The following is a 20,588-nucleotide window of genomic DNA, read 5'->3' on the forward strand; positions in this document are numbered from 1 at the left end:
AACGTCGTTGCGCCGGAGCCGCGCGCACCATGAGCGGGGCGGGGAGTACCCAGAGCAGATGAGCACGGCATCGAGCACCGAGTCGTCCAGCACCGAACCGTCCAGCGCCGAGCCGGTGGCCGGGCCGGGGGAGCCGGTCGAGGAGCGGGCGGGCCGTACGCCCGGGCGGTTCATGGCGCTGGTGGACCGCTTCGCGCCCGCGCTGGGCGCGTACGCGGTGGTCAAGGCGATCGGCCTGACCGTCTTCCTGATGCTGCTGGAGCACACCGGCGACTACCTGAAGAAGCAGCCCGGCCGGGGTGGCGGCGCCCACGCCTGGGACGTGCTGGGCACCTGGGACGGCATCTGGTACCAGCGGATCGCCGAGAACGGCTACGACCCGCAGCTGATCGAGCTGCACGGGTTCCCGCTGGCCACCTACTACGAGAACTCCGCCGCCTTCTTCCCGCTCTACCCGTGGCTGATGCGGCTGGTCGGCGCGGTCACCGGCCTCGGTCCGTACGGCTCCGGGATAGCGGTCTCGGTGCTCGCCTCGCTGGTCGCCGCGGCCGGGATCTTCGCGATCGCGGAGCGGCTCGGGGGCTTCCGGGCGGGTGTGATCGCCGCGGTGATCTGGGGTCTGTTCCCGGGCTCGGGCGTGGAGTGGGCGGTCTACTCGGACTCGCTGTTCGTCGCGCTGTCGGCCTGGGCCTGCTACTGCGTGATGACCCGCCGCTGGATCGCGGCCGGGCTGCTGGCCCTGGTCGCGGGCCTGAACCGGCCGACCGCGGCCGCGCTGATCGCCGCGGTGTCGATCGCCGCGCTGGTCGCCCTGGTGCGCCGCACCGACGGGGTGGCCCGCCCGCTGACCGCGATGCTGATCACCCCGTGGGGCCTGTTCGGCTTCGTCGCCTGGGTGGGCTGGCGGATGGGCGACTGGGGCGGCTACTTCAAGCTCCAGCGCGGCGCCTGGAACCGCTACTTCGACTTCGGCGCCTCCACCGTGCGCACGGTGATGGACGTGATCACCGGCCACTGGGACTTCTGGCAGTCCAATCCGGTGCCGGACCTGATCGCGATCGCCCTGCTGATCGCCCTGCCCGGCCTGCTGGTGCTGCTGGCGCGGGCCCGGCCGCCGCTGGTGCTGTGGGTCTTCACCGCGCTGACCGTCTTCACCGCGCTGAGCAGCAACCAGATCTTCGGCAACATCTCCCGCTACCTGCTGCCGGCCTTCCCGCTGTTCATCGGCCTGGCGGTGGCGCTGCGCAAGGTGCGGACCTCCTCGCTGATCGGGCTGTTCGCGATGCCGGCCATCGCGGCGGGCTGGTACGCGGGCTATGCGCTGTTCGAGTTGGGTATCCCGTAACCCCGGTGTTGGTTGGCTACGGGATCATCCGGCAGCAGACGGGCCGTTGCTAATCTCGGACGTATGACGACGACCCCGCCCGTGCGCCGGATCCGCGACATCTCGGGCCTGCTGGACCACGCGAGCCACGTGCTGGCCACCCGGATGGCGGCCGCCTTCACCGAGCTCGGGATCACCCCGCGCGCGTACTGCGTGCTGTTCCACGCGCAGCAGGCCGAGCGCACCCAGATCCAGCTGGCCGAGCTTGCGGACCTGGACAAGACCACCATGGTGGTCACCGTCGACGAGCTGGAGAAGGCGGGCCTGGCCGAGCGCCGCCCGTCCGCCACCGACCGGCGGGCCCGGATCATCTCGGTCACCGAGGCGGGCGAGCGCGCCGTCGAGCGGGGCACCGCGATCGCCGACCGGGTCCACCGGGAGCTGCTGGAGGCGCTGCCGCAGCCCGAGCAGGAGGTCTTCGTCGCGGCCCTGGCCCGGCTGGTGGACGGGCACCTGGCGGAGCCGGTCGAGAGCGAACGCACCGTCCGCCGGGCCCGCCGCTCCCGCGGCTGACCCGCCCCGGGGGCCGGTCCCGGGTCGGACCGGATTGACGAACCGTCAACCTCCGTTGCCCCGAAGAGCGTTCAGCGGCCAGTGGTCAGTGGCGCCCTCAGGGCCAGACCAGGCAGTACAGCTGGTGCCCGGCGTCGTGGAGGCGGTTGGCGAAGTCCTGCCACTCGTGCAGCATGCTGTAGATCACGAAGGCGTCCCGCGGCCCGCGGCGGTCCGGGACGGTGGACCAGATGAAGGCGGCCGCGCCGAGTTCGGTCTCGTCCGCCTTGCGCAGCGGTTCGACCACGTTGTGGGGGAGTTGGACGACGGCGTAGTCGGGGTGCAGGACGACGAGCTCCAGCGGCGGCACCTGGTGCAGCGGGACGCCCTGGATGCCGGTGAGGACCATCGCGCTCATGGTCTCCGGCTTGATCTTGGTGGAGAGGTGGCCGGTGGGGGAGCCGCTGGTCTCCATCAGGTCGCCGAGCCGCCCCAGCGCGCCGAGTTCGCCGGCGTCCAGGCCGAGTCCGCCCGGGCCGAGGGCGGTGGGGACTCTGGCGGCGGTGGCGCGGTCCGGTGCGCCGAAGTACTTGTACGTCACCCCCACGCGTCCCTCACCCCGCCTCTCGCCACCGCGACGACCACGACCCGTACCCGCTCCCGTACCCCCGCGTGCGGTCTCGGCGGGCCTGCGGGGGCCACCCGCTGCCTCGTCGAACCCGTCCTGCGCCTCGGACACTCGGACCATCCTCACCGGAATTCGCCGGAATCGACAGACCCCCGCACGACCGGCGTCCCGCCGGCCGTGCTCCTTACCGTCATTCGCCGCCGTGCCTACTCGCGGGCCGTACCCACCAGCGGCACACAGCAGTCCTCTCCACACCCCTGTACACAACCGGAGCGCTCGCGCACTCTGTGCACACAGTCTGACTGGTCCGTGTGACGGAACAACCAGCGGCCCCGCCCGTACACCACCGCCACGGGCGACCGTCAGGGACAACCGTACAGACAACGGTGCCCGGATCATCGTTCCAGATGATCGGGCCGGACATGCAGAGCTCAAGGACACGATTTGAGACCATGTCTCCCGTGAGCTACCCCTACGAAGCCCCCCAGTCCCAGTCGCTGTTCGATCGCGCCTCCGTGGTCACGCCCGGCGGCGTCAACTCCCCGGTGCGCGCCTTCCGCGCGGTCGGCGGCACGCCGCGCTTCATGGTGTCCGGCACCGGCCCCTACCTCACCGACGCCGACGGCCGCGAGTACGTCGACCTGGTGTGCTCGTGGGGTCCGATGATCCTCGGCCACGCGAACCCGGCCGTGGTCGACGCCGTCCAGCGGGCGGTCTCCCGCGGCACCTCCTTCGGCACCCCCGGTGAGGGCGAGGTCGAGCTGGCCGAGGAGATCGTCTCCCGGGTCGCCCCGGTCGAGCAGGTCCGCCTGGTCTCCTCCGGCACCGAGGCCACCATGTCCGCGATCCGGCTCGCCCGCGGCTTCACCGGCCGGGCGAAGGTGGTCAAGTTCGCCGGCTGCTACCACGGTCACGTGGACGCGCTGCTGGCCGCCGCCGGTTCCGGCGTGGCCACCTTCGGCCTGCCGGACACCCCGGGCGTCACCGGCGCCCAGGCCGGCGACACCATCGTGCTGCCCTACAACGACCTGGCCGCCGTCGAGCAGGCCTTCGCCGCCCACCCGGGCGAGATCGCCTGCGTGATCACCGAGGCCTCGCCCGGCAACATGGGCGTCGTCCCGCCGCTGCCCGGCTTCAACGCCGGCCTGGCCCGGCTCTGCCGGGACAACGGCGCGCTGTTCGTCTCCGACGAGGTGATGACCGGCTTCCGCGTCTCCAAGGCGGGCTGGTACGGCCTGGAGGCGGCGCACGAGGGCTGGGCGCCGGACCTGCTGACCTTCGGCAAGGTCATGGGCGGCGGCTTCCCGGCCGCGGCCTTCGGCGGCCGGGCCGACGTGATGGCCCACCTGGCCCCGGCCGGCCCGGTCTACCAGGCGGGCACCCTGTCCGGGAACCCGGTCGCCACCGCGGCCGGCCTGGCCCAGCTGCGCGGCTGCACCGACGCGGTGTACGCGACGGTGGACAAGGTCTCCGCCGAGATCTCCGGCCTGGTCTCCGAGGCGCTCACCAAGGAGGGCGTGGCGCACCGGCTGCAGACCGCCGGGAACATGTTCTCGGTGTTCTTCACCGAGGCCGCCGTCACCAACTACGACGAGGCGAAGACCCAGGAGGCGTTCCGCTTCACCGCCTTCTTCCACGCGATGCTGGCCGAGGGCGTCTACCTGCCGCCGTCCGCCTTCGAGTCCTGGTTCGTCTCGTCGACCCACGACGCCCGGGCGATCGAGCGGATCGCCGCCGCGCTGCCGGCCGCGGCCCGCGCCGCTGCCGCCGCCACGGCCTGAGCCCCCCTCCCGACCACAGGAGCAGTTGAGAAGTGAGCGCCAAAGAGATCACCGTCGTCCACGTGATGCGCCACGGTGAGGTGCACAACCCGGAGGGCGTGCTGTACGGCCGCCTGCCGGGCTACCACCTGTCCGAGCTGGGCCGTCAGATGGCCGACCGGGTCGCCGAGGACCTCGCCGGGCGGGACGTCACCCACGTGGTGGCCTCCCCGCTGGAGCGGGCCCAGGAGACCGCCGAGCCGATCGCCAAGGCGCACGGTCTGGAGGTCGCGGCGGACCCGCGGCTGATCGAGGCGGAGAACGTCTTCGAGGGCAAGACCTTCGGCGTCGGCGACGGCTCGCTGCGCAACCCGGGCTACTGGAAGTACCTGACCAACCCCTTCAAGCCCTCCTGGGGCGAGCCGTACCTCGACCAGGTGGTGCGGATGATGGGTGCGCTCGGCGCCGCCCGGGACGCGGCCCGCGGGCACGAGGCGGTCTGCGTCAGCCACCAGCTGCCGATCTGGATCCTCCGCTCCTTCGTGGAGCGCCGCCGGCTCTGGCACGACCCGCGCAACCGGCAGTGCTCGCTGGCCTCGCTGACCAGCTTCACCTTCGAGGGCGACAGCATCGTCTCGGTCGGGTACCGCGAGCCGGCCCGTGACCTGCTGCCCGCGCACCTGGTCGGCAAGGGCCGCAAGGGCGACAAGCCGGTGGGCAAGAGCTTCGGCGCCTGAGGCCCCCAACCTGGGAGCCGCGACCAGAGGGCCGTGAGCTGAGGCCCGTAAGCGGTGCGTAAGTATGACTTCGGGTCACCCGGCGAGCGTCGGGTGGCCCGAAGTCTTCGCAGGTCAGAGGGCGTGCGACGCGCAAGGTAGGACCCCGGCGAACCCGTCCGGAACTCCATGCGAAACTTTTCACATGTCTGCCATGACGCGCCCCCGTCCCCGTGTCGCCGCAGCCGCCGCCACAGTCGCCGCCGCTGCGCTCGTCCTCACCGGCTGTTCCTCCTCGGGCTCGTCGAGCAGCAGCGAGGGGCAGGTCGGGTTCGTGACCGTCAAGGGGACCAACCTGTCGAAGGCGGACACCGGCAAGCGCGGGGACGCGCCCGACGTCTCCGGGGAGACCCTGGAGGGCAACCAGGTCAAGCTCTCCGACTACCGCGGCAAGGTCGTGGTGCTGAACGTCTGGGGCTCCTGGTGCGGGCCGTGCCGGGCCGAGGCGAAGAACCTCCAGGCCGTCGCGGACGAGTACAAGGACAAGGGCGTCCAGTTCCTGGGCATCAACACCCGGGACACCGACAGGACCAACGCCGTCCGCTTCGAGCAGGAGCAGGGCGTCTCCTTCCCGAGCATCTTCGACCCGGCCGGCACCCAGCTGCTCAAGTTCCCCAAGGGCAGCCTCAACCCGCAGTCCATCCCGACCACCCTGGTCGTCGACCGCGACGGCAAGCTGGCCGCCCGCGCCGTCGGCGGGACGACCCAGGAGGCGCTGGAGTCGATCGTCCAGCCGGTGGTCGCGGAGCAGCAGCAGTGAGTGCGCCGCCGAACGCCGCCGCACTCCCGCTGGCCGACACCTTCACCACGGTCCAGAGCGGGGCGCTGCTCGCCGCCGCGCCGGTCGCGCTCGCGGCCGGGCTGGTCTCGTTCTTCTCGCCCTGTGTGCTGCCGCTGGTGCCCGGCTACCTGTCGTACGTGACGGGCTTCTCCGCCGCCGACCTCGCGGACGCCCGCGGCGCCAGGCGCGGCCGGATGCTGCTCGGGGCGACCCTGTTCATCCTCGGCTTCACCGTGGTCTTCGTCTCCGGCGGGGCGCTGTTCGGCCAGTTCGGCAACACCCTGCTGGAGCACAAGCGGGCCATCTCGATCGTGCTCGGCTCGCTGACCGTGGTGATGGGCCTGGCCTTCATGGGCCTGGTCCCCGGCCTGAGCATGCGCGAGGTGCGCTCGCACCGCCGCCCGGCCGTCGGCCTGCTCGGCGCGCCGCTGCTGGGCATGGTGTTCGGCGTCGGCTGGACGCCCTGCATCGGCCCGACCCTGGCGGCCGTCCAGACGCTGTCGCTGAACCAGGCGGACGCGGCGCGCGGGGCCCTGCTGATGACCTTCTACTGCTTGGGCCTCGGCGTACCGTTCATCGTGGCCGCGCTGGCCTTCCGCCGGGCGCTGGGCGCCTTCGGGTGGGTCAAGCGGCACTACCCGCTCGTGATGCGGATCGGTGGCGGCATGCTCGTCGCGGTCGGTCTGCTGCTCGTCACCGGGATCTGGGATTCCTGGATGAGCGAACTGCAGTCCTGGACCGCCGACTCCCAGATCGGAATCTGACCGTGAGCAAGACCACGACCGATACCGAGCTGCCCCCGGCGCCGGACGACGACGCCGCAGCCGAACGGCTCAGCAGCGCGCCGGTCGAGTCCGAGGGGCCGACCGGCATAGGGGTGCTCGGCTGGGCGCGCTGGATGTGGCGCCAGCTGACCTCGATGCGGGTCGCCCTGATCCTGCTGTTCCTGCTGTCGCTGGCCGCCATCCCGGGCTCGCTGATCCCGCAGAACGGCCAGAACCAGTTCAAGGTGCAGACCTGGAAGGCGCAGCACACCACGGTCGCGCCGATCTACGAGAAGCTCCAGCTGTTCGACGTCTACAGCTCGGTCTGGTTCTCCGCGATCTACATCCTGCTGTTCGTCTCGCTGGCCGGCTGCATCATCCCGCGCACCTGGCAGTTCGTCGGCGTGCTGCGCTCCCAGCCCCCGGCCGCCCCGCGCAACCTGACCAGGATGCCGGTGCACGCGGTCTGGCGCACCGGGGCGGCGCCGGAGCAGGTGAACGCGGCCGCCCACCGGCTGCTGCGCAAGCGCGGCTTCCGGGCGAACCTGTCCGGCGACTCGGTGGCCGCCGAGAAGGGCTACCTGCGCGAGGTCGGCAACCTGCTGTTCCACCTGTCGCTGTTCGCGCTGCTCGGCGGCTTCGCCTGGGCCAGCCTGGCCTCCGGCACCGGCGGCAAGCTGATGGTCGAGGGCCAGGGCTACTCCAACACGATCACCCAGCTCGACGACTTCACCGGCACCCGGTTCTACGGCAACCAGGACCTCGACCCCTTCTACCTCAAGCTTGACGACTTCACCTCGAAGTTCCAGAACACCGGTGACCAGATGGGCGCCGCCCGTCAGTTCACCGCGAACGTGGAGTACTACGAGGGCAGCGACGAGTCGAAGATGAAGAAGGGCACGATCGAGGTCAACCACCCGCTGGAGATCGGCGGCAGCAAGGTCTACCTGATCGGCCACGGCTACGCCCCGGTGATCACCGTGAAGAACGGCAAGGGCGACGTGGTCTACCACGACGTCGTGCCGTTCCTGCCGCAGGACGCCAACCTGACCTCGACCGGCGTGGTGAAGGTCTCCGACTACGGCGCCGGCCCGGACGGCAACCGGACCCAGCTGGGCTTCTCCGGCTTCTTCCTGCCGACCGCCCCGCTGAGCTTCGCGGGCACCGGCCCGATCTCGCTGTTCCCCGGCGACGCCGCCCCCGAGCTGGTGCTGAACGCCTTCTCCGGCGACCTCGGCACCGACTCCGGCCTGCCGCAGAACATCTACCAGCTGAACACCTCCAAGCTCACCCAGCTGCAGCAGGACGGCCAGCCGGCCAAGGCGCTGCTCAAGCCCGGACAGGGCTGGACCCTGCCGGACGGCTACGGCACCGTCACCTTCGAGGGCTACAAGCAGTGGGCGAGCTTCAACGTCTCGCACCGCCCCGGCAACGAGATCGCGCTGACCGGCGCGGTGCTGGCGATCCTCGGCCTGATCGGCTCGCTGTTCATCCAGCGCCGCCGGATCTGGGTGCGGGCGGTGGCCCTGCCGGGCGGCGGCACCCAGGTGGAGCTGGCCGGCCTGGCCCGCAGCGAGTCGGCGAAGATCGCCGAGGAGCTGGCCGAACTCGCGGTGGACCTCCAGGACGACGCCCCGGCGTCGGAGGAGGACGACCCCGTGGCACCGGACGAGCCCGTGGCACCGGAAGAGCCCGGAGCACCGGAAGAGCCCGGAGCACCGGACGACCCCGCGGTACCGGAAGACCCCGCAGCAGAAGACCCCACAGCCCCTGCCGACCAGAACTCCAAGGAGTAGACGGTGCACCTCGCCTCGGGAGTCGACCCACAGCTGGCCGACCTCTCCAACAAGCTGATCTATTCGGCGATGGCGGTCTACACGCTCGCCATGTTCGCCCACATGATCGAGTGGACCTTCGGCAGCAAGGGTGCCGTCGCCGTCCGCTCGAAGGAGCAGGCGGGCAGTCTGGCCGAGACCGTCGCCGCGGCCGAGCAGACGGCCGCGAGCAAGGCGGTGAAGAAGGTCACCGTCACCGTGGCGGGTGCCGCCGGCGGTACCACCACGCTCACCCGCACCGCGGTGGCGGGCGAGGGCGCGACGGTCGTCACCAGCGGGCGCAGCGCGGACGAGGAGGACGGCCCGGGCGCGGCCGGCACCAGCGAGAAGGCCGACCTGGCGGGCCGGATCGCCGTCTCGCTCACCGTCCTGGCGGTGCTGCTGCACGGTGGCGGCATCGTCGCCCGCGGCCTGTCGGTGTCCCGCTGGCCGTGGGGCAACATGTACGAGTTCTCGTGCGCCTTCGCGTTCGCCATGACGGCGGCGTACCTGGTCCTGCTGGCCGCGCGGAAGAACGTCCGCTGGCTCGGCCTGCCGGTCGTCGTCGCGGTGCTGCTGACCCTCGGCATCGCCACCCAGGTGCTGTACACCGACTCGGAGCAGCTCGTCCCGGCGCTGCACTCGTACTGGCTGGCGATCCACGTCTCCACCGCGATCTTCTGCGGCGGCTCCTTCTACGCGGCATTCATCGCCACGCTGCTGTACCTGTTCCAGGACTCGTTCCGGAAGAAGGCCGACGCCGGCTTCTACGAGTTCCTGCGGCCCGGCGCGGCGCGGTCGGCCGAGGCGAAGTACGGCAAGGCCCGGATCGCGCTGGCCCGGGTCCGGGTGTCGGTCTGCAACCGCCTGCCCGCCCCGGCCACCTTCGACAAGCTGTCGTACCGGATCAACGCCCTGATCTTCCCGCTGTGGACGTTCACCATCATCGCGGGCGCGATCTGGGCCGAGGCCGCCTGGGGCAAGTACTGGGAGTGGGACCCGAAGGAGACCTGGTCGTTCATCACCTGGGTCGCCTACGCCTGCTACCTGCACGCCCGCGCCACGGCCGGCTGGAAGGGCCGCAAGGCCGCGTACCTGGCGCTGGCCGCCTTCGGCTGCTGGCTCTTCAACTACTACGGCGTCAACATCTTCGTCACCGGCAAGCACTCGTACGCGGGGATCTGACCGGAGGCACGCACCCACCGGCCCGGCTTTCCGCACGAGATCGCCGGGCCGAGGTGCACCAGGGGTAAGACGTGCCGGCCGTCCGTGCCGGTACGGGGAGGAACGAGGAGGAGATCGCGCAATGGAGTGCGACGAGGTCATGCTGACCGTCCGAATCACCGCCGCCGAGCGCATGTTGCTCCGACGGCTCGCCCAGGGACACCGGAGCGACGTGTCCGAAGTGGTGGCCGACGCTCTGCTGGACATCATCCCCACGCTCAGCGCACCGGGGGACGCCTACCGGCTGCTGGGCGCCCTCGCGACGCCGGCGCCGTGCGCGCTGACGGTCTGGCTGCCGACCGCACTGGCCGATCTGCTGGTGCCCGGCGCGGCCCGGATCGCCCAGATCACCGAGGTCCGGATCGAGTCGGCCAGCGCGGCCCTGGGCGCGGCGCTGCGGCTCTGGCTGGCCCAGGACCCGGTCCGGCTGGCGGCCAACCTCAGCGTGATGCACGCCGGGCGCCGGCCCGCCGCACTGGTGGCCGCCTGAACCAGGATCCCGGCCCGCCGCGGCACCGGCCCGCCGGGCCTCAACTCGCCAGCGGCAGCAGGCCGGTCGCGGTGGGGCGCCCCTCGAAGGCGTCCCGCCGGACCGGCACCCGCGGACCGTCGACCGGCTCGGTGAGCAGCCGGCACTCGGCCGCCGTCCGCCCGTCCTGGAGCAGCCGCACCAGGACGGGGGTGCGGCGGCCGTCCGGTGTCCGCTCGCGGACGGCCCGTACGAAGCACGGCCGGTCCAGCTCGATGTAGTGGTCGAAGGCGGTCACCAGCTCGACCGGCACCACCGGCTCGGGGTGGTGCAGCCGCTGGGCGGCCTGCCGGGCGGCCTCCAGCACCAGCATCCCGGGCACGTGGTCGAGCTCGTGGTCGAACAGCACCGGGTGCCCGGCGTCGGCGCGCAGCAGCCAGGTGTCCGGCCGCAGGGTCGGGCTGAGCACCACGTCCGCGGCCTGGGCCCGGCCGACCAGCTCGGGTGCGGCCGGCTCCGGCGGGCGCGGCGGGGTGACGGCGCCGCGGCCGGGGCCGCGCAGCCGCCGGTACGAGGCGGGGGTGACCACCCGCAGCTGGCCGGCGCCGTGGCCGATCCGCAGGCCGTCCCGGGTGACCTCGGCGTGCACCCGCAGCGAGGCCAGCCGGCCGTGCCGCATCCGGACGTCCTGGCAGCCGACGGTGAGCATCAGCGAGGCCGGGTCGGCGGTCACCGCGAGGCCGGGCAGGCCGGGCTCGCCGAGCGCGTAGCCGAGCTCCTCCATGACGAAGTGGTGGTCGCGCGGCACCCCGAAGCCCGCGTGGCCGATCAGCAGCCCGGCCTGCCGGACGGTCTCGGCCATCAGCACCGGGTCGTGGTAGCGGTCCCCGGGCAGCCGGTAGAAGCCGTGCAGCCGGGGCCACTGGGCGCCGAGCAGGAAGTCGTACGGGCCGGTGGCCTGCCAGCCGGTGAGGAAGACCTCGGAGACCGAGGCGCGGTGCACCAGGTGCCGGGAGACGGTCCGGTCGTGGAAGTCGTAGCCGGTGCCGGGGTGGGTGCCGGAGGGGGTGCCGTAGCCGGTGCCGGGGTGGGCGTACGGGCCGTGGGCGTCCGGCTCTACGATCAATGGCATGACTGGCCCCAGCTCCAGGGTGTCGGTCGAGCGTCCGCCACGGACGCCCCACAGCAAAACATACATACCACCCGGTTTGTCTTCTGCGGCCGGGGGTGGCCCGGCGCAAGACCCGGACTGACCACGCTACCCGGCCTCTGGTCTGCGGGAATGCCCGATGCGGGGACGGCAGACCTTGGGCGGGGGGTGGTCCCCGCTGGACGGCGGGGTCGACACAGGCGCTAGATTAGATACCAACCATGCGGTTTCGGCCAGTGCCCTCCGCATGCGAGGCGTCGCCTCCGACCGAGGGCGCGCCGACAGCGGCCGGTGGGGCGGGGAACGCGTCCGGCGGAGTCCGGGGGGATCAGTGGTCAAGCAGGAACGCGCGGGGCGGACCAGGCAGGCCGTGCTGCTCGCCGCCGCGGACACCTTCGCGGGGGCCGGGTTCGAGGCCGCCAGCCTGGTCGACATCAGTCGCCGGGCCGGGGTGAGCAAGGGCGCCCTCTACTTCCACTTCGTCTCCAAGCAGGCCCTGGCCGACGGCGTGCGGGCCGCCGCCGGGCGGGAGATCGGTGCGGCCGCGTTGCGCGCCCTGCGCACCGAGGACCGGGCCGTCCAGGGGCTGATCGACTTCTCGTACGAACTGGCCCGGCTGTTGCGCGAGGACGTGGTGGTGCGGGCCGGCGTCCGGCTCGGCCGCCAGGGCCTGCGGCCGACGGACGGCTGCGTCGGACCGGGCGCCGCCTGGCGCAGCCTCGCCGCCGTCGTCCAGCGGCTGCTGGAGCGCGCCGAACGGGCCGGGGAGCTGCGCCCCGGGGCGGACCGGCGGGCCTGCGCCGAACTGCTCACCGCGGTGGCGGCCGGCCAGGTGCTGCTGGCCGCCGAGGAGCCGGGCCGACCGGCGCCGGAGGCCGTCCGGCGGCTCTGGGAGGCCGCCCTGCCGGCCCTGGTGGGGCCGGACGACTGCGCGGGCTACCGGGTCTGACCGGGATTCGACCAGGGCCCCGCACCCCGGCCGCGCTCAGCCGCGCCCCGGCCGCGCTCAGCGGCGTTCGGCGACGCTCAGCCGGGCTCAGCGGCGTTCGGCGACGCTCAGCCGGGCCAGGGCGTGCGGCTGGACGAGACCCGGGAGCAGCAGCGTCCACAGGTCGGCCATCCGCTTGATCAGGTCCTGCCGGTCGGCCAGCACCTGGGAGCTCAGCTGGATCCCGGTCACCGCGCCGGTGATCACGCCGGAGGCCGCCACCAGGTCGACCCCCGGGTGGAGGTCGCCGGCCTCCCGGGCGCGCTCCAACAGCGCGCCCACCAGGTCCATCCAGCCCTGGTAGGCGGCGATCTGCGGCTGGGTGAAGCTGCCGTGCTCGATCGTCAGCCGGATGCTGCCGCGCACCAGCGGGTCCTCCTGGAGCGCGCGGGCGAACGCGTACCCGAGGTCGATCAGGGTCTGCACCGGGCTGTCCGAGGAGGGCTCCCAGGTGGCGATCCAGGCGCCCTGGCCCTCGATCACGGCGAGCGCCAGCTCCTCCTTGGAGTGGAAGTGGAAGTACAGCGCGCCCTTGGTGACACCGGCCCGCTCCAGGATCTCGGCCATCGTGGCGGCGGCGTAGCCCCGCTCGTCGAACACCTCGGCCGCCGCGAGGAGTACCGCCTGGCGGGTTGCCAGCGCGCGGGCCTGCCTGGCCATCGCAGCCTCCCTGGAAAGTTCTGTACCTCGGCAGCGGCCGATCCTATGGGGGCCGACGGGGCGACGGGCGTGAACCGTCCGGTAGGTATCCTACCGAGCCGCTCCGGGCCCGGTCGGACGGGAACGAACGGTGCCGGGGCGCCCGGGTGCCGGTGCCGCGGCGGCCGGCGGAGCACGGGCCGGACAGCCCGACGGCCGGTCACCCGATGGGGGTGACCGGCCGTCGCGGTCGGACTCTCGGGGCCCGGGGCCCGGATGCGTCAGGCGGCCTGCTGCCAGCTGACCGGCGAGTAGTAGGCCGGGCGGCGCTCCAGGCGCTGCCAGTTGGCGATCGGCTCCACCTGCGCGGCGGCCGAGGCCTGCTGCGCGACGGCGGCGCGGGCCATCAGGACGGCGGTCAGGGCGGCGAGCTCCTCGTCGGAGAGGCTGCCGCGGACGACGCGGACGAGTGGTTCGGCGGAAGCGGTCATGTCCTTGGTTTCTCCCCCGGTTGCTGTGGTGTGTGGCGGTGCTCGGTACGGCCTGCTGCTGCGAACCGCGCCGCTGCTACATCGGCGGGTTGCCGTGCTTGCGGCTGGGCAGGTCGGCGTGCTTGGTACGGAGCATCGCCAGGGCGGAGGCGATCACCTGGCGGGTCTCCGCCGGGTCGATGACGTCGTCCACAAGGCCGCGCTCGGCCGCGTAGTACGGGTGCATCAGCTCGCTCTTGTATTCCTTGATCTTCTCGGCGCGCATGGCGTCCGGGTCGTCGGCGCCGTTGATCTCGCGGCGGAAGATGACGTTGGCGGCGCCCTCGGCACCCATCACCGCGATCTCGTTGGTCGGCCAGGCGTAGGACAGGTCCGCACCGATGGAGCGGGAGTCCATGACGATGTAGGCGCCGCCGTAGGCCTTGCGCAGGATCAGCGAGATGCGCGGCACGGTGGCGTTGCAGTAGGCGTACAGCAGCTTGGCGCCGTGCCGGATGATGCCGCCGTGCTCCTGGTCGACGCCGGGCAGGAAGCCGGGCACGTCCAGCAGGGTGACCAGCGGGATGTTGAAGGCGTCGCACATCTGGACGAAGCGAGCGGCCTTCTCGCTGGCGTTGATGTCGAGCACGCCGGCCAGCGACTGCGGCTGGTTGGCGATGATGCCGGTGACGTGGCCGTCGACCCGGGCCAGCACGCAGAGCACGTTGGTGGCCCAGCGCTCGTGGACCTCCAGGAACTCGCCGTGGTCGACGATCTCCTCGATCACCTTGCGCATGTCGTACGGGCGGTTGCCGTCGACGGGCACCAGGTCCAGCAGGCTGTCGTTGCGGCGTTCGACCGGGTCCTCGCTGACCACGGACGGCGGCATCTCGCGGTTGTTCTGCGGCAGCAGCGACAGGAGGTAGCGGACCTCCTCGATGCAGGACTGCTCGTCGTCGTAGACGAAGTGCGAGACGCCCGAGACGCCGGCGTGCACGTCGGCGCCGCCCAGACCGTTCTGGCTGATCTTCTCGCCGGTCACGGCCTGGACCACGTCCGGGCCGGTGATGAACATCTGGGAGGTCTCGCGGACCATGAAGACGAAGTCGGTCAGCGCGGGGGAGTACGCGGCGCCGCCGGCGCACGGGCCGAGCATCACCGAGATCTGCGGGATGACGCCGGAGGCCTTGGTGTTGCGCTGGAAGATGCCGCCGTAACCGGCCAGGGCGGTGACGCCCTCCTGGATGCGGGCGCCGGCGCCGTCGTTCAGCGAGACCAGCGGGGCGCCGGCCGCGATGGCCATGTCCATGATCTTGTGGATCTTCTGCGCGTGGGCCTCGCCCAGGGCGCCGCCGAAGATCCGGAAGTCGTGCGCGTAGGTGAACACGGTGCGCCCGTGCACAGTGCCCCAGCCGACGACCACGCCGTCGGTGTGCGGCTTCTTGGCCTCCAGGCCGAAGCCCTGGGCGCGGTGCCGGCGCAGCGGCTCGACCTCGCGGAAGGAGCCCTCGTCCAGCAGCAGGTCGATGCGCTCGCGGGCGGTCAGCTTGCCCTTCGCGTGCTGGGCCTCGGTGGCCTTGTCGCTCGGGCCGCGGCGCACCTGCTCGCGGAGCTCGTGGAGCTCGGCGACCCGCCCCTTGGCATCGGCCGGGACCTCGGGGACCTCGCCGCCGACCGGCGCCTCATGCACAACCGTCATCTCGAACCACTCCAAGGGTGAGGGAACTGTCCGACAGCCAGCGTCTGCTGTACCCCCAGCTGCGAATCAACTTCTTCACTTATGACTCTACGAGGGGCCGTGCGCAGGTTTCGGCGTCGATTCCGTACAAGGTCGAGTTCGTTTAGCTGTCAGGCCTGCACAGAAGCGGTCGACCCGAGGCCTGTGCGCTCGGTGGCCGTTCGAATACCGGGGGTTGTCGGGCAGATGATGGTCCGATGATCTGAGCATGAAGGAAAGCGCAGGTCAGGACCGTCCTCCAGCAGTGTGGGACGGCCGTCCGGAGTACCGCTCGAGGACGGCTGGACCGCGCCGCCGGGAGCGGGGCGATCAGGGCCGGGGGCCTCCCGGTCGTAGGGAAGCGCCAAAAAGGCCGCAGCCCACCCGCAGCTGGCCGGGTGGGCTGTCCGGGGGAGCGGCGGAACCGCTCCGATCAGCTCTTTCGCCCGTCCTCGGGCTCTTCCCCGCCGCGCAGTTCCTGCTCCCGGCGGCGCAGATCGGCCTCCCAGCGGCGGAGCATCTCCTCGTGGTCCTTGTCGTTCCCCTGCAAGGACCCGCTCCTCGGGGACTCGTCCTTCTTCGCGGACTCGTTCCCGAGGGAGGCCAGGAACTCCGGGTCGTCGTCCGGGGCCACCGGCCGTCCGCGGCGCGGGGCGGCGGAACCGCTCCGGCCGTCGGCGCCCGTCCGCCCGTCCGGCGCGCCCGTGCGCAGGAAGCCGCGCTGCTTCCCGGCCACCAGCCAGGCGATCGGGCCGAGCGGCGGGAAGAGCAGCACGATGATCAGCCAGATCGGCTTGGGCAGGTGCCTGACCTCCCCCTCGGGCGTGACCAGGCAGTCGATGAACGCCCACACCCACAGCGCGAGCGGCAGGACGATGGTCAGAAGAATCCTCAGCACGGCTGCGATCTCCCCCGTCGAGGGCGGTAGCGGCGGGCGCCTTCCCGGGCCCTTGACGCAAGCCAGGCTATCGGGTGGCGGATACTGACAGGCATGGCATACGACGATCTCCGCTCGTTTCTCCGGGCCCTCGACCGCGAGGGCGACCTCAAGCGCATCAAGGCGGAGGTGGACCCCCACCTGGAGATCGGCGAGATCGTCGATCGCGTGCAGAAGGCCAAGGGCCCGGCGCTGTTGTTCGAGAACGTCAAGGGCTCGTCGATGCCGCTCGCGATGAACGTCTTCGGCACCGAGCGGCGCCTCGCCAAGTCGCTCGGCCTCAAGGGCCCGGAGGACATCGCCGAGAAGATCGCCGGCCTGCTCAAGCCGGAACTGCCGCAGGGCTTCACCGGGTTCCGGGACGCCTTCGGCAAGCTCGCCTCGATGGCGCACGTCCCGCCGCGGCACGTGAAGGCCGGCGACGCCCCGGTCCAGGAGGTCGTGCTCACCGGCGACGACGTCAACCTGGACGAGCTGCCCGCGCTGTTCACCTGGCCGCTGGACGGCGGCTCCTTCTTCAACCTGGGCCTGACCCACACCAAGGACCCGGACACCGGCGTCCGCAACCTCGGCCTCTACCGGCTCCAGCGGCACGACCGCCGCACCATCGGGATGCACTGGCAGATCCACAAGGACAGCCGCAACCACTACGCCGTCGCGGCCAAGCGCGGCGAGCGCCTCCCGGTCGCGATCGCCTTCGGCTGCCCGCCGGCCGTCACCTACGCGGCCACCGCGCCGCTGCCCGGCGACATCGACGAGTACCTGTTCGCCGGCTTCGTCGCGGGCGAGCGGGTCCGGATGGTCGACTGCAAGACCGTCCCGCTGCAGGTCCCGGCCGACGCCGAGGTGGTCCTGGAGGGCTGGCTGGAGCCCGGCGAGATGCTCCCCGAGGGCCCGTTCGGCGACCACACCGGCTTCTACACCCCGCAGGAGCCGTTCCCGGCGCTGACGATCGACTGCGTGACCATGCGCCGCCGGCCGATCCTGCAGTCGATCGTGGTCGGCCGCCCGCCGACCGAGGACGGCCCGCTGGGCAAGTTCACCGAGCGGTTCTTCCTGCCGCTGCTCAAGATCATCATCCCGGACATCGTCGACTACGACCTGCCCGAGGCCGGCGGCTTCCACAACTGCGTGATCGTCTCGATCGACAAGAAGTACCCCAAGCACGCCCAGAAGACGATGCACGCGATCTGGGGCGCCCACATGATGTCGCTCACCAAGCTGATCATCGTGGTGGACTCCGACTGCGACGTCCACGACTACCAGGAAGTCGCCTGGCGGGCCTTCGGGAACGTCGACTACAGCCGCGACCTCACCGTGGTCGAGGGCCCGGTCGACCACCTCGACCACGCCTCCTACCAGCAGTTCTGGGGCGGCAAGGCGGGCATCGACGCGACCCGCAAGCTCCCCGAGGAGGGCTACACCCGGGACGGCGGCTGGCCGGAGATGGTCTCCTCGGACCCGGCCACGGCCGCACTGGTGACCCGTCGCTGGAAGGAGTACGGACTGTGAGCACGGCCGCCGTCGAGACCCCGGGGCGCACGCGGGCCTTCCTGCGCCTGGTGATGATCGAGCACTCGGTCTTCGCCCTGCCCTTCGCCTACATCGCCGCGCTGACCGCCATGTTCCTGGCGGACAAGCGGGTGCACTGGGGCGAACTGTTCATCGTCACCGTCTGCATGGTCGGCCTGCGCACCTTCGCGATGGCCGCCAACCGGATCATCGACCGCGAGATCGACGCCCGGAACCCGCGCACCGCCGGGCGCGAACTGGTCACCGGCGCCGTCTCGTTGAGGACCGCGTACGTCGGCTCGGCGGTCGCCCTGGTGGTGTTCCTCGGCGCGGCGGCCCTGCTCAACCCGCTCTGCCTGGCCCTCGCGCCGGTGGCCGTGGTGCCGATGGTCGTCTACCCGTACGGCAAGCGGTTCACCGACTTCCCGCAGGCGATCCTCGGCCTGGCCCAGGCGATGGGTCCGGTCGGCGCCTGGCTCGCGGTGACCGGCAGCTGGTCCTGGGAGGCCGTGGTCCTCGGGGTCGCGGTCGGCATCTGGATCGGCGGCTTCGACCTGATCTACGCCTGCCAGGACGTCGAGTCCGACCGGGAGCACGGCGTCGGTTCGCCGCCGGCCCGCTTCGGCGTCCCGGCCGCCATCCGCGGCGCCCGGGTCTGCCACGTCCTGACCACCCTGCTGCTGGGCTGGTTCGCGGTGCTCACCCACGCCGGCCCGGCGTTCTGGATCGGCCTGGCCGTCGTCGCGGGCGCCTTCGTCTACGAGCACACCATCGTGAAGCCGAACGACCTGTCGAGGCTCAACCGGGCCTTCTTCCAGACGAACAGCTTCGTCGGCATCTCGCTGTTCTTCTTCGCCCTGGTCGACCTGGTCATCCGCGGCCTCGGCATCTGACCCCTGCGGCCGGGGCCCTCCCGAACGGGTCGGCCCCGCCGCTCGGCTCAGTTGTGCAGGAAGGCCTCCATCGAGGTCGCCAGTGCCACCGGCGCCTCGTACATCGGGTAGTGCCCGCTGCCGCCGAGCTCCTCCAACTCGGCGTTGGGGTAGTGCTCCAGCCAGGTGCCGCGCATCACGTCGGCGGTCAGCGCGAGGTCGTGCTCGCCGACGATGACCTTGACCGGGACGGGGTTCCCGCTGATCCGGTGCTCCAGGTCGGCGGTGGTCCAGTCCTGGACGTAGCCGTCGAAGGCCTCGACGGTCGACAGCCGCAGCGACTGGTCGACCATCCGGTCCAGCCAGACCCGGCCCGCCCGTTGCCCGGTGACCAGGTCGAGGATCGCGTACCGCTTCTCGCGGTCCTCGGCGGCGCCGTAGAACAGCGCCTCACCCGCCTCGTCCAGCGGGTACGCCCCGGCCGGCACCGGCGACAGGCCGACCAGCTTGCGCACCCGTAGCGGGGCCTCGGCCAGGACCTGCTGGGCCGCCTTGCCGCCCATCGAGTGGCCGACCAACGAGAATCGGTCCCAGCCGAGTTGGTCGGCGAGGGCGAGCGCGTCGGCGGCGATCTCGGCCAGGGTGTAGGCGCCGGTCACGTCCTTGCGCTCGCCGTAGCCGCGGTAGTCGAGGAAGGCGTAGCTGAACGCCCTGCCGTCGAGGTAGTCGAGGAAGGGGCCCCAGCCCGCGCTGGTGCCGAACCAGTCGTGCAGGACGAGGACGGGGTGGGCGCCCGTGCCGGTCAGGCGGTGAGGGATCGTCATGCCGAGGGTCGTTCCCCGGAAACCGCCCGCCCGAACGGCCGGTCCGGGGCGGGCTGTTCGGGCGGGCGTGGGCGAGCCGGTGCACGAGCCGGTGGTCGGGCCGGTAGCTGGGCGCCCGGTCAGGCGGACGGCCGGCGGGCGAAGGCCGGGGCGTGTTCGGGGCGCGGCCCGATGGCGATCAGCCGGGACAGGCCGACCCGGAGGACGGGCACCCGGCGGGCGAGCGCGGCGAAGGCGGTCGGCGGCCCGGCGCGCCGGCCGGTGAGCACCGGGACGAACATGACGGCGTGCAGGACCCGCTGGAGGCGCTGCATGAGCACGGTCGGCCACCAGCGGCGCCGCTGGACCCGGGCCAGTGCGGCCACGGTCGGCCGGCCGCGGCGCAGCGGTTCGGCGAGCAGGGTGGCGGCCGCGACGGCGTCCTGGATGGCGAGGTTGATGCCGACGCCGCCGGCCGGGGACATCGCGTGGGCGGCGTCGCCGATCAGCAGCAGCCCGTCGACGTACCAGCGGTCCAGCCGGTTGAGCTTGACGTCGAGCAGGTGGACCTCGTCCAGGCCGGCCAACTGGTCGACCCGGTCGGCGAACTGCGGCAGGAGCCGGGCGATCCGGGCGCGGAAGTGGTCGATGCCCTCGGCGCGCAGCCGGGGGTCGGAGCCCTTGGACCTGAAGTAGGCGATCTGGAAGTAGTCGTCGCGGGTCAGGCTGATGGCCATCTCGCGCTCGCCGAAGCCGGGGGTGAGGCTGGGCGGCGCGGCCTGCTCGTCGGCGTGCCGGGGGAGCCGGAACCACCAGACGTCGAAGGGCACCGGGTACTCCTCGGGCACCAGGCCGGCCTCCCGGCGCAGGGTGGAGTGCCGGCCGTCGGCGGCAACGGTGAGGTCGGCGCGGAGCTCGCCCTCCTCGCCGTCCCGGGTGCGGTAGCGGACGCCGACCACCCGGCCGTGCTCCCGGAGCAGTCCGGTGGCCTCGGTGTTCATCCGCACGGTGAAGGCGGGTTCCCGCTTCGCCTCCTCGACCAGGAAGTTGAGCAGGTCCCACTGCGGCATCATGGCGATGTAGTTGTACGGCGCGGGCAGCCGGTCGAAGGCGCTCAGCGCGACCTCCCCGACGCCGGGCACCGGTACCACCAGGTTGCCGAGCCGGCTCTGCGGCAGGGCGGCGAACTTCCGGCCGAGGCCCAGTTCGTCCATGAGGCGCACGGTGGACGCGTGGACGGTGTCGCCGCGGAAGTCCCGCAGGAAGTCGGCGTGCTTCTCCAGCACGGTCACCTCGACGCCCGCCCGGGCCAGCATCAGGCCCAGCACCATTCCGGCCGGTCCGCCTCCGGAGATGACGACGCTCATGGCTCTCCCCCTTCGATCCCTTGCCGCTCCCGGGTGGAACT

General features: G+C 72.0%; 20 protein-coding genes. 12 read left to right on the top strand and 8 right to left on the bottom strand.

The genetic code is table 11. From position 1 onward, the window contains the following. Positions 1-58 precede the first annotated feature (58 nt). Both AB0F71_RS00545 and AB0F71_RS00550 read left to right on the top strand, forming a co-directional pair. On the top strand, positions 59-1,345 hold the full coding sequence (locus AB0F71_RS00545; protein WP_360225923.1) for a glycosyltransferase family 39 protein: 1,287 nt from the start codon (positions 59-61) through the stop codon (positions 1,343-1,345). A 63-nt stretch (positions 1,346-1,408) separates the two neighbouring features. Further along, the gene (locus AB0F71_RS00550) at positions 1,409-1,897 is read left to right on the top strand and encodes a MarR family transcriptional regulator (RefSeq protein WP_360225926.1); all 489 of its coding nucleotides are present in this window, start codon (positions 1,409-1,411) and stop codon (positions 1,895-1,897) included. A 97-nt stretch (positions 1,898-1,994) separates the two neighbouring features. On the opposite strand, the gene AB0F71_RS00555 is transcribed toward AB0F71_RS00550, so the two are convergent. Continuing rightward, positions 1,995-2,483 carry a hypothetical protein gene (locus AB0F71_RS00555; protein ID WP_188309827.1) on the bottom strand — a complete coding sequence of 163 codons (489 nt, stop codon included), beginning with the start codon at positions 2,481-2,483 and terminating at the stop codon, positions 1,995-1,997. Positions 2,484-2,956: 473 nt separating this feature from the next. Between AB0F71_RS00555 and hemL the strand changes: the two genes are divergently transcribed. The 7 genes from hemL to AB0F71_RS00590 all read left to right on the top strand — a co-directional run bounded on the left by hemL (position 2,957) and on the right by AB0F71_RS00590 (position 10,113). After that, positions 2,957-4,285: a glutamate-1-semialdehyde 2,1-aminomutase gene (gene hemL, locus AB0F71_RS00560; protein WP_360225929.1), complete on the top strand. Its 1,329-nt coding sequence runs from the start codon at positions 2,957-2,959 to the stop codon at positions 4,283-4,285. A 65-nt stretch (positions 4,286-4,350) separates the two neighbouring features. Then, entirely contained in the window at positions 4,351-5,001 is a 651-nt protein-coding gene (locus tag AB0F71_RS00565) for a histidine phosphatase family protein (protein ID WP_360227634.1), read from the top strand. A gap of 193 nt (positions 5,002-5,194) precedes the next feature. Further along, entirely contained in the window at positions 5,195-5,800 is a 606-nt protein-coding gene (locus AB0F71_RS00570) for a TlpA disulfide reductase family protein (RefSeq protein ID WP_360225932.1), read from the top strand. Continuing rightward, the gene (locus AB0F71_RS00575; protein WP_360225935.1) at positions 5,797-6,585 is read left to right on the top strand and encodes a cytochrome c biogenesis protein CcdA; all 789 of its coding nucleotides are present in this window, start codon (positions 5,797-5,799) and stop codon (positions 6,583-6,585) included. The genes AB0F71_RS00570 and AB0F71_RS00575 overlap by 4 nt, the downstream gene beginning before the upstream one ends. Positions 6,586-6,587: 2 nt before the next feature. Beyond that, positions 6,588-8,381 (top strand): cytochrome c biogenesis protein ResB, encoded by a 1,794-nt coding sequence (locus AB0F71_RS00580; RefSeq protein ID WP_360225938.1) that lies wholly within the window; start codon positions 6,588-6,590, stop codon positions 8,379-8,381. A gap of 3 nt (positions 8,382-8,384) precedes the next feature. Next, positions 8,385-9,584: a c-type cytochrome biogenesis protein CcsB gene (ccsB, locus tag AB0F71_RS00585; RefSeq protein ID WP_360225941.1), complete on the top strand. Its 1,200-nt coding sequence runs from the start codon at positions 8,385-8,387 to the stop codon at positions 9,582-9,584. 121 nt (positions 9,585-9,705) lie between these two features. Then, positions 9,706-10,113, top strand: coding sequence for a hypothetical protein (locus tag AB0F71_RS00590; protein ID WP_360225944.1), 408 nt, complete (start codon positions 9,706-9,708; stop codon positions 10,111-10,113). A 40-nt stretch (positions 10,114-10,153) separates the two neighbouring features. Here the strand turns inward: AB0F71_RS00590 and AB0F71_RS00595 are convergent, their stop codons facing one another. Beyond that, entirely contained in the window at positions 10,154-11,224 is a 1,071-nt protein-coding gene (locus tag AB0F71_RS00595) for a ScbA/BarX family gamma-butyrolactone biosynthesis protein (protein WP_360225947.1), read from the bottom strand. 349 nt (positions 11,225-11,573) lie between these two features. Between AB0F71_RS00595 and AB0F71_RS00600 the strand changes: the two genes are divergently transcribed. Next, positions 11,574-12,191 carry a ScbR family autoregulator-binding transcription factor gene (locus AB0F71_RS00600; RefSeq protein WP_360225950.1) on the top strand — a complete coding sequence of 206 codons (618 nt, stop codon included), beginning with the start codon at positions 11,574-11,576 and terminating at the stop codon, positions 12,189-12,191. Between the two features lie 87 nt (positions 12,192-12,278). Here the strand turns inward: AB0F71_RS00600 and AB0F71_RS00605 are convergent, their stop codons facing one another. The 4 genes from AB0F71_RS00605 to AB0F71_RS00620 form a co-directional block, all read right to left on the bottom strand. Continuing rightward, a complete protein-coding gene (locus tag AB0F71_RS00605) occupies positions 12,279-12,890 on the bottom strand; it encodes a ScbR family autoregulator-binding transcription factor (RefSeq protein ID WP_360225953.1) in 612 nt (203 codons plus the stop codon). A 260-nt stretch (positions 12,891-13,150) separates the two neighbouring features. Continuing rightward, complete coding sequence (locus AB0F71_RS00610) at positions 13,151-13,360, bottom strand: acyl-CoA carboxylase subunit epsilon (RefSeq protein WP_360225956.1); 210 nt, start codon at positions 13,358-13,360, stop codon at positions 13,151-13,153. 76 nt (positions 13,361-13,436) lie between these two features. Further along, positions 13,437-15,038: an acyl-CoA carboxylase subunit beta gene (locus AB0F71_RS00615; RefSeq protein ID WP_360225959.1), complete on the bottom strand. Its 1,602-nt coding sequence runs from the start codon at positions 15,036-15,038 to the stop codon at positions 13,437-13,439. Positions 15,039-15,489: 451 nt separating this feature from the next. Further along, entirely contained in the window at positions 15,490-15,954 is a 465-nt protein-coding gene (locus AB0F71_RS00620; protein ID WP_360225962.1) for a PLD nuclease N-terminal domain-containing protein, read from the bottom strand. A gap of 93 nt (positions 15,955-16,047) precedes the next feature. Between AB0F71_RS00620 and AB0F71_RS00625 the strand changes: the two genes are divergently transcribed. Both AB0F71_RS00625 and mqnP read left to right on the top strand, forming a co-directional pair. Further along, the gene (locus AB0F71_RS00625; RefSeq protein ID WP_360225965.1) at positions 16,048-17,505 is read left to right on the top strand and encodes a menaquinone biosynthesis decarboxylase; all 1,458 of its coding nucleotides are present in this window, start codon (positions 16,048-16,050) and stop codon (positions 17,503-17,505) included. Then, complete coding sequence (mqnP, locus tag AB0F71_RS00630; RefSeq protein ID WP_360225968.1) at positions 17,502-18,398, top strand: menaquinone biosynthesis prenyltransferase MqnP; 897 nt, start codon at positions 17,502-17,504, stop codon at positions 18,396-18,398. Before AB0F71_RS00625 ends, mqnP begins: the two co-directional genes overlap by 4 nt. Positions 18,399-18,445: 47 nt before the next feature. On the opposite strand, the gene AB0F71_RS00635 is transcribed toward mqnP, so the two are convergent. Both AB0F71_RS00635 and AB0F71_RS00640 read right to left on the bottom strand, forming a co-directional pair. Further along, positions 18,446-19,201 carry an alpha/beta hydrolase gene (locus AB0F71_RS00635; RefSeq protein ID WP_360225971.1) on the bottom strand — a complete coding sequence of 252 codons (756 nt, stop codon included), beginning with the start codon at positions 19,199-19,201 and terminating at the stop codon, positions 18,446-18,448. A 119-nt stretch (positions 19,202-19,320) separates the two neighbouring features. Beyond that, on the bottom strand, positions 19,321-20,547 hold the full coding sequence (locus AB0F71_RS00640; protein ID WP_360225974.1) for an FAD-dependent oxidoreductase: 1,227 nt from the start codon (positions 20,545-20,547) through the stop codon (positions 19,321-19,323). Positions 20,548-20,588 lie beyond the last annotated feature (41 nt).

The sequence above is a fragment of the Kitasatospora sp. NPDC028055 genome (assembly GCF_040637885.1).
Lineage (GTDB): Bacteria > Actinomycetota > Actinomycetes > Streptomycetales > Streptomycetaceae > Kitasatospora.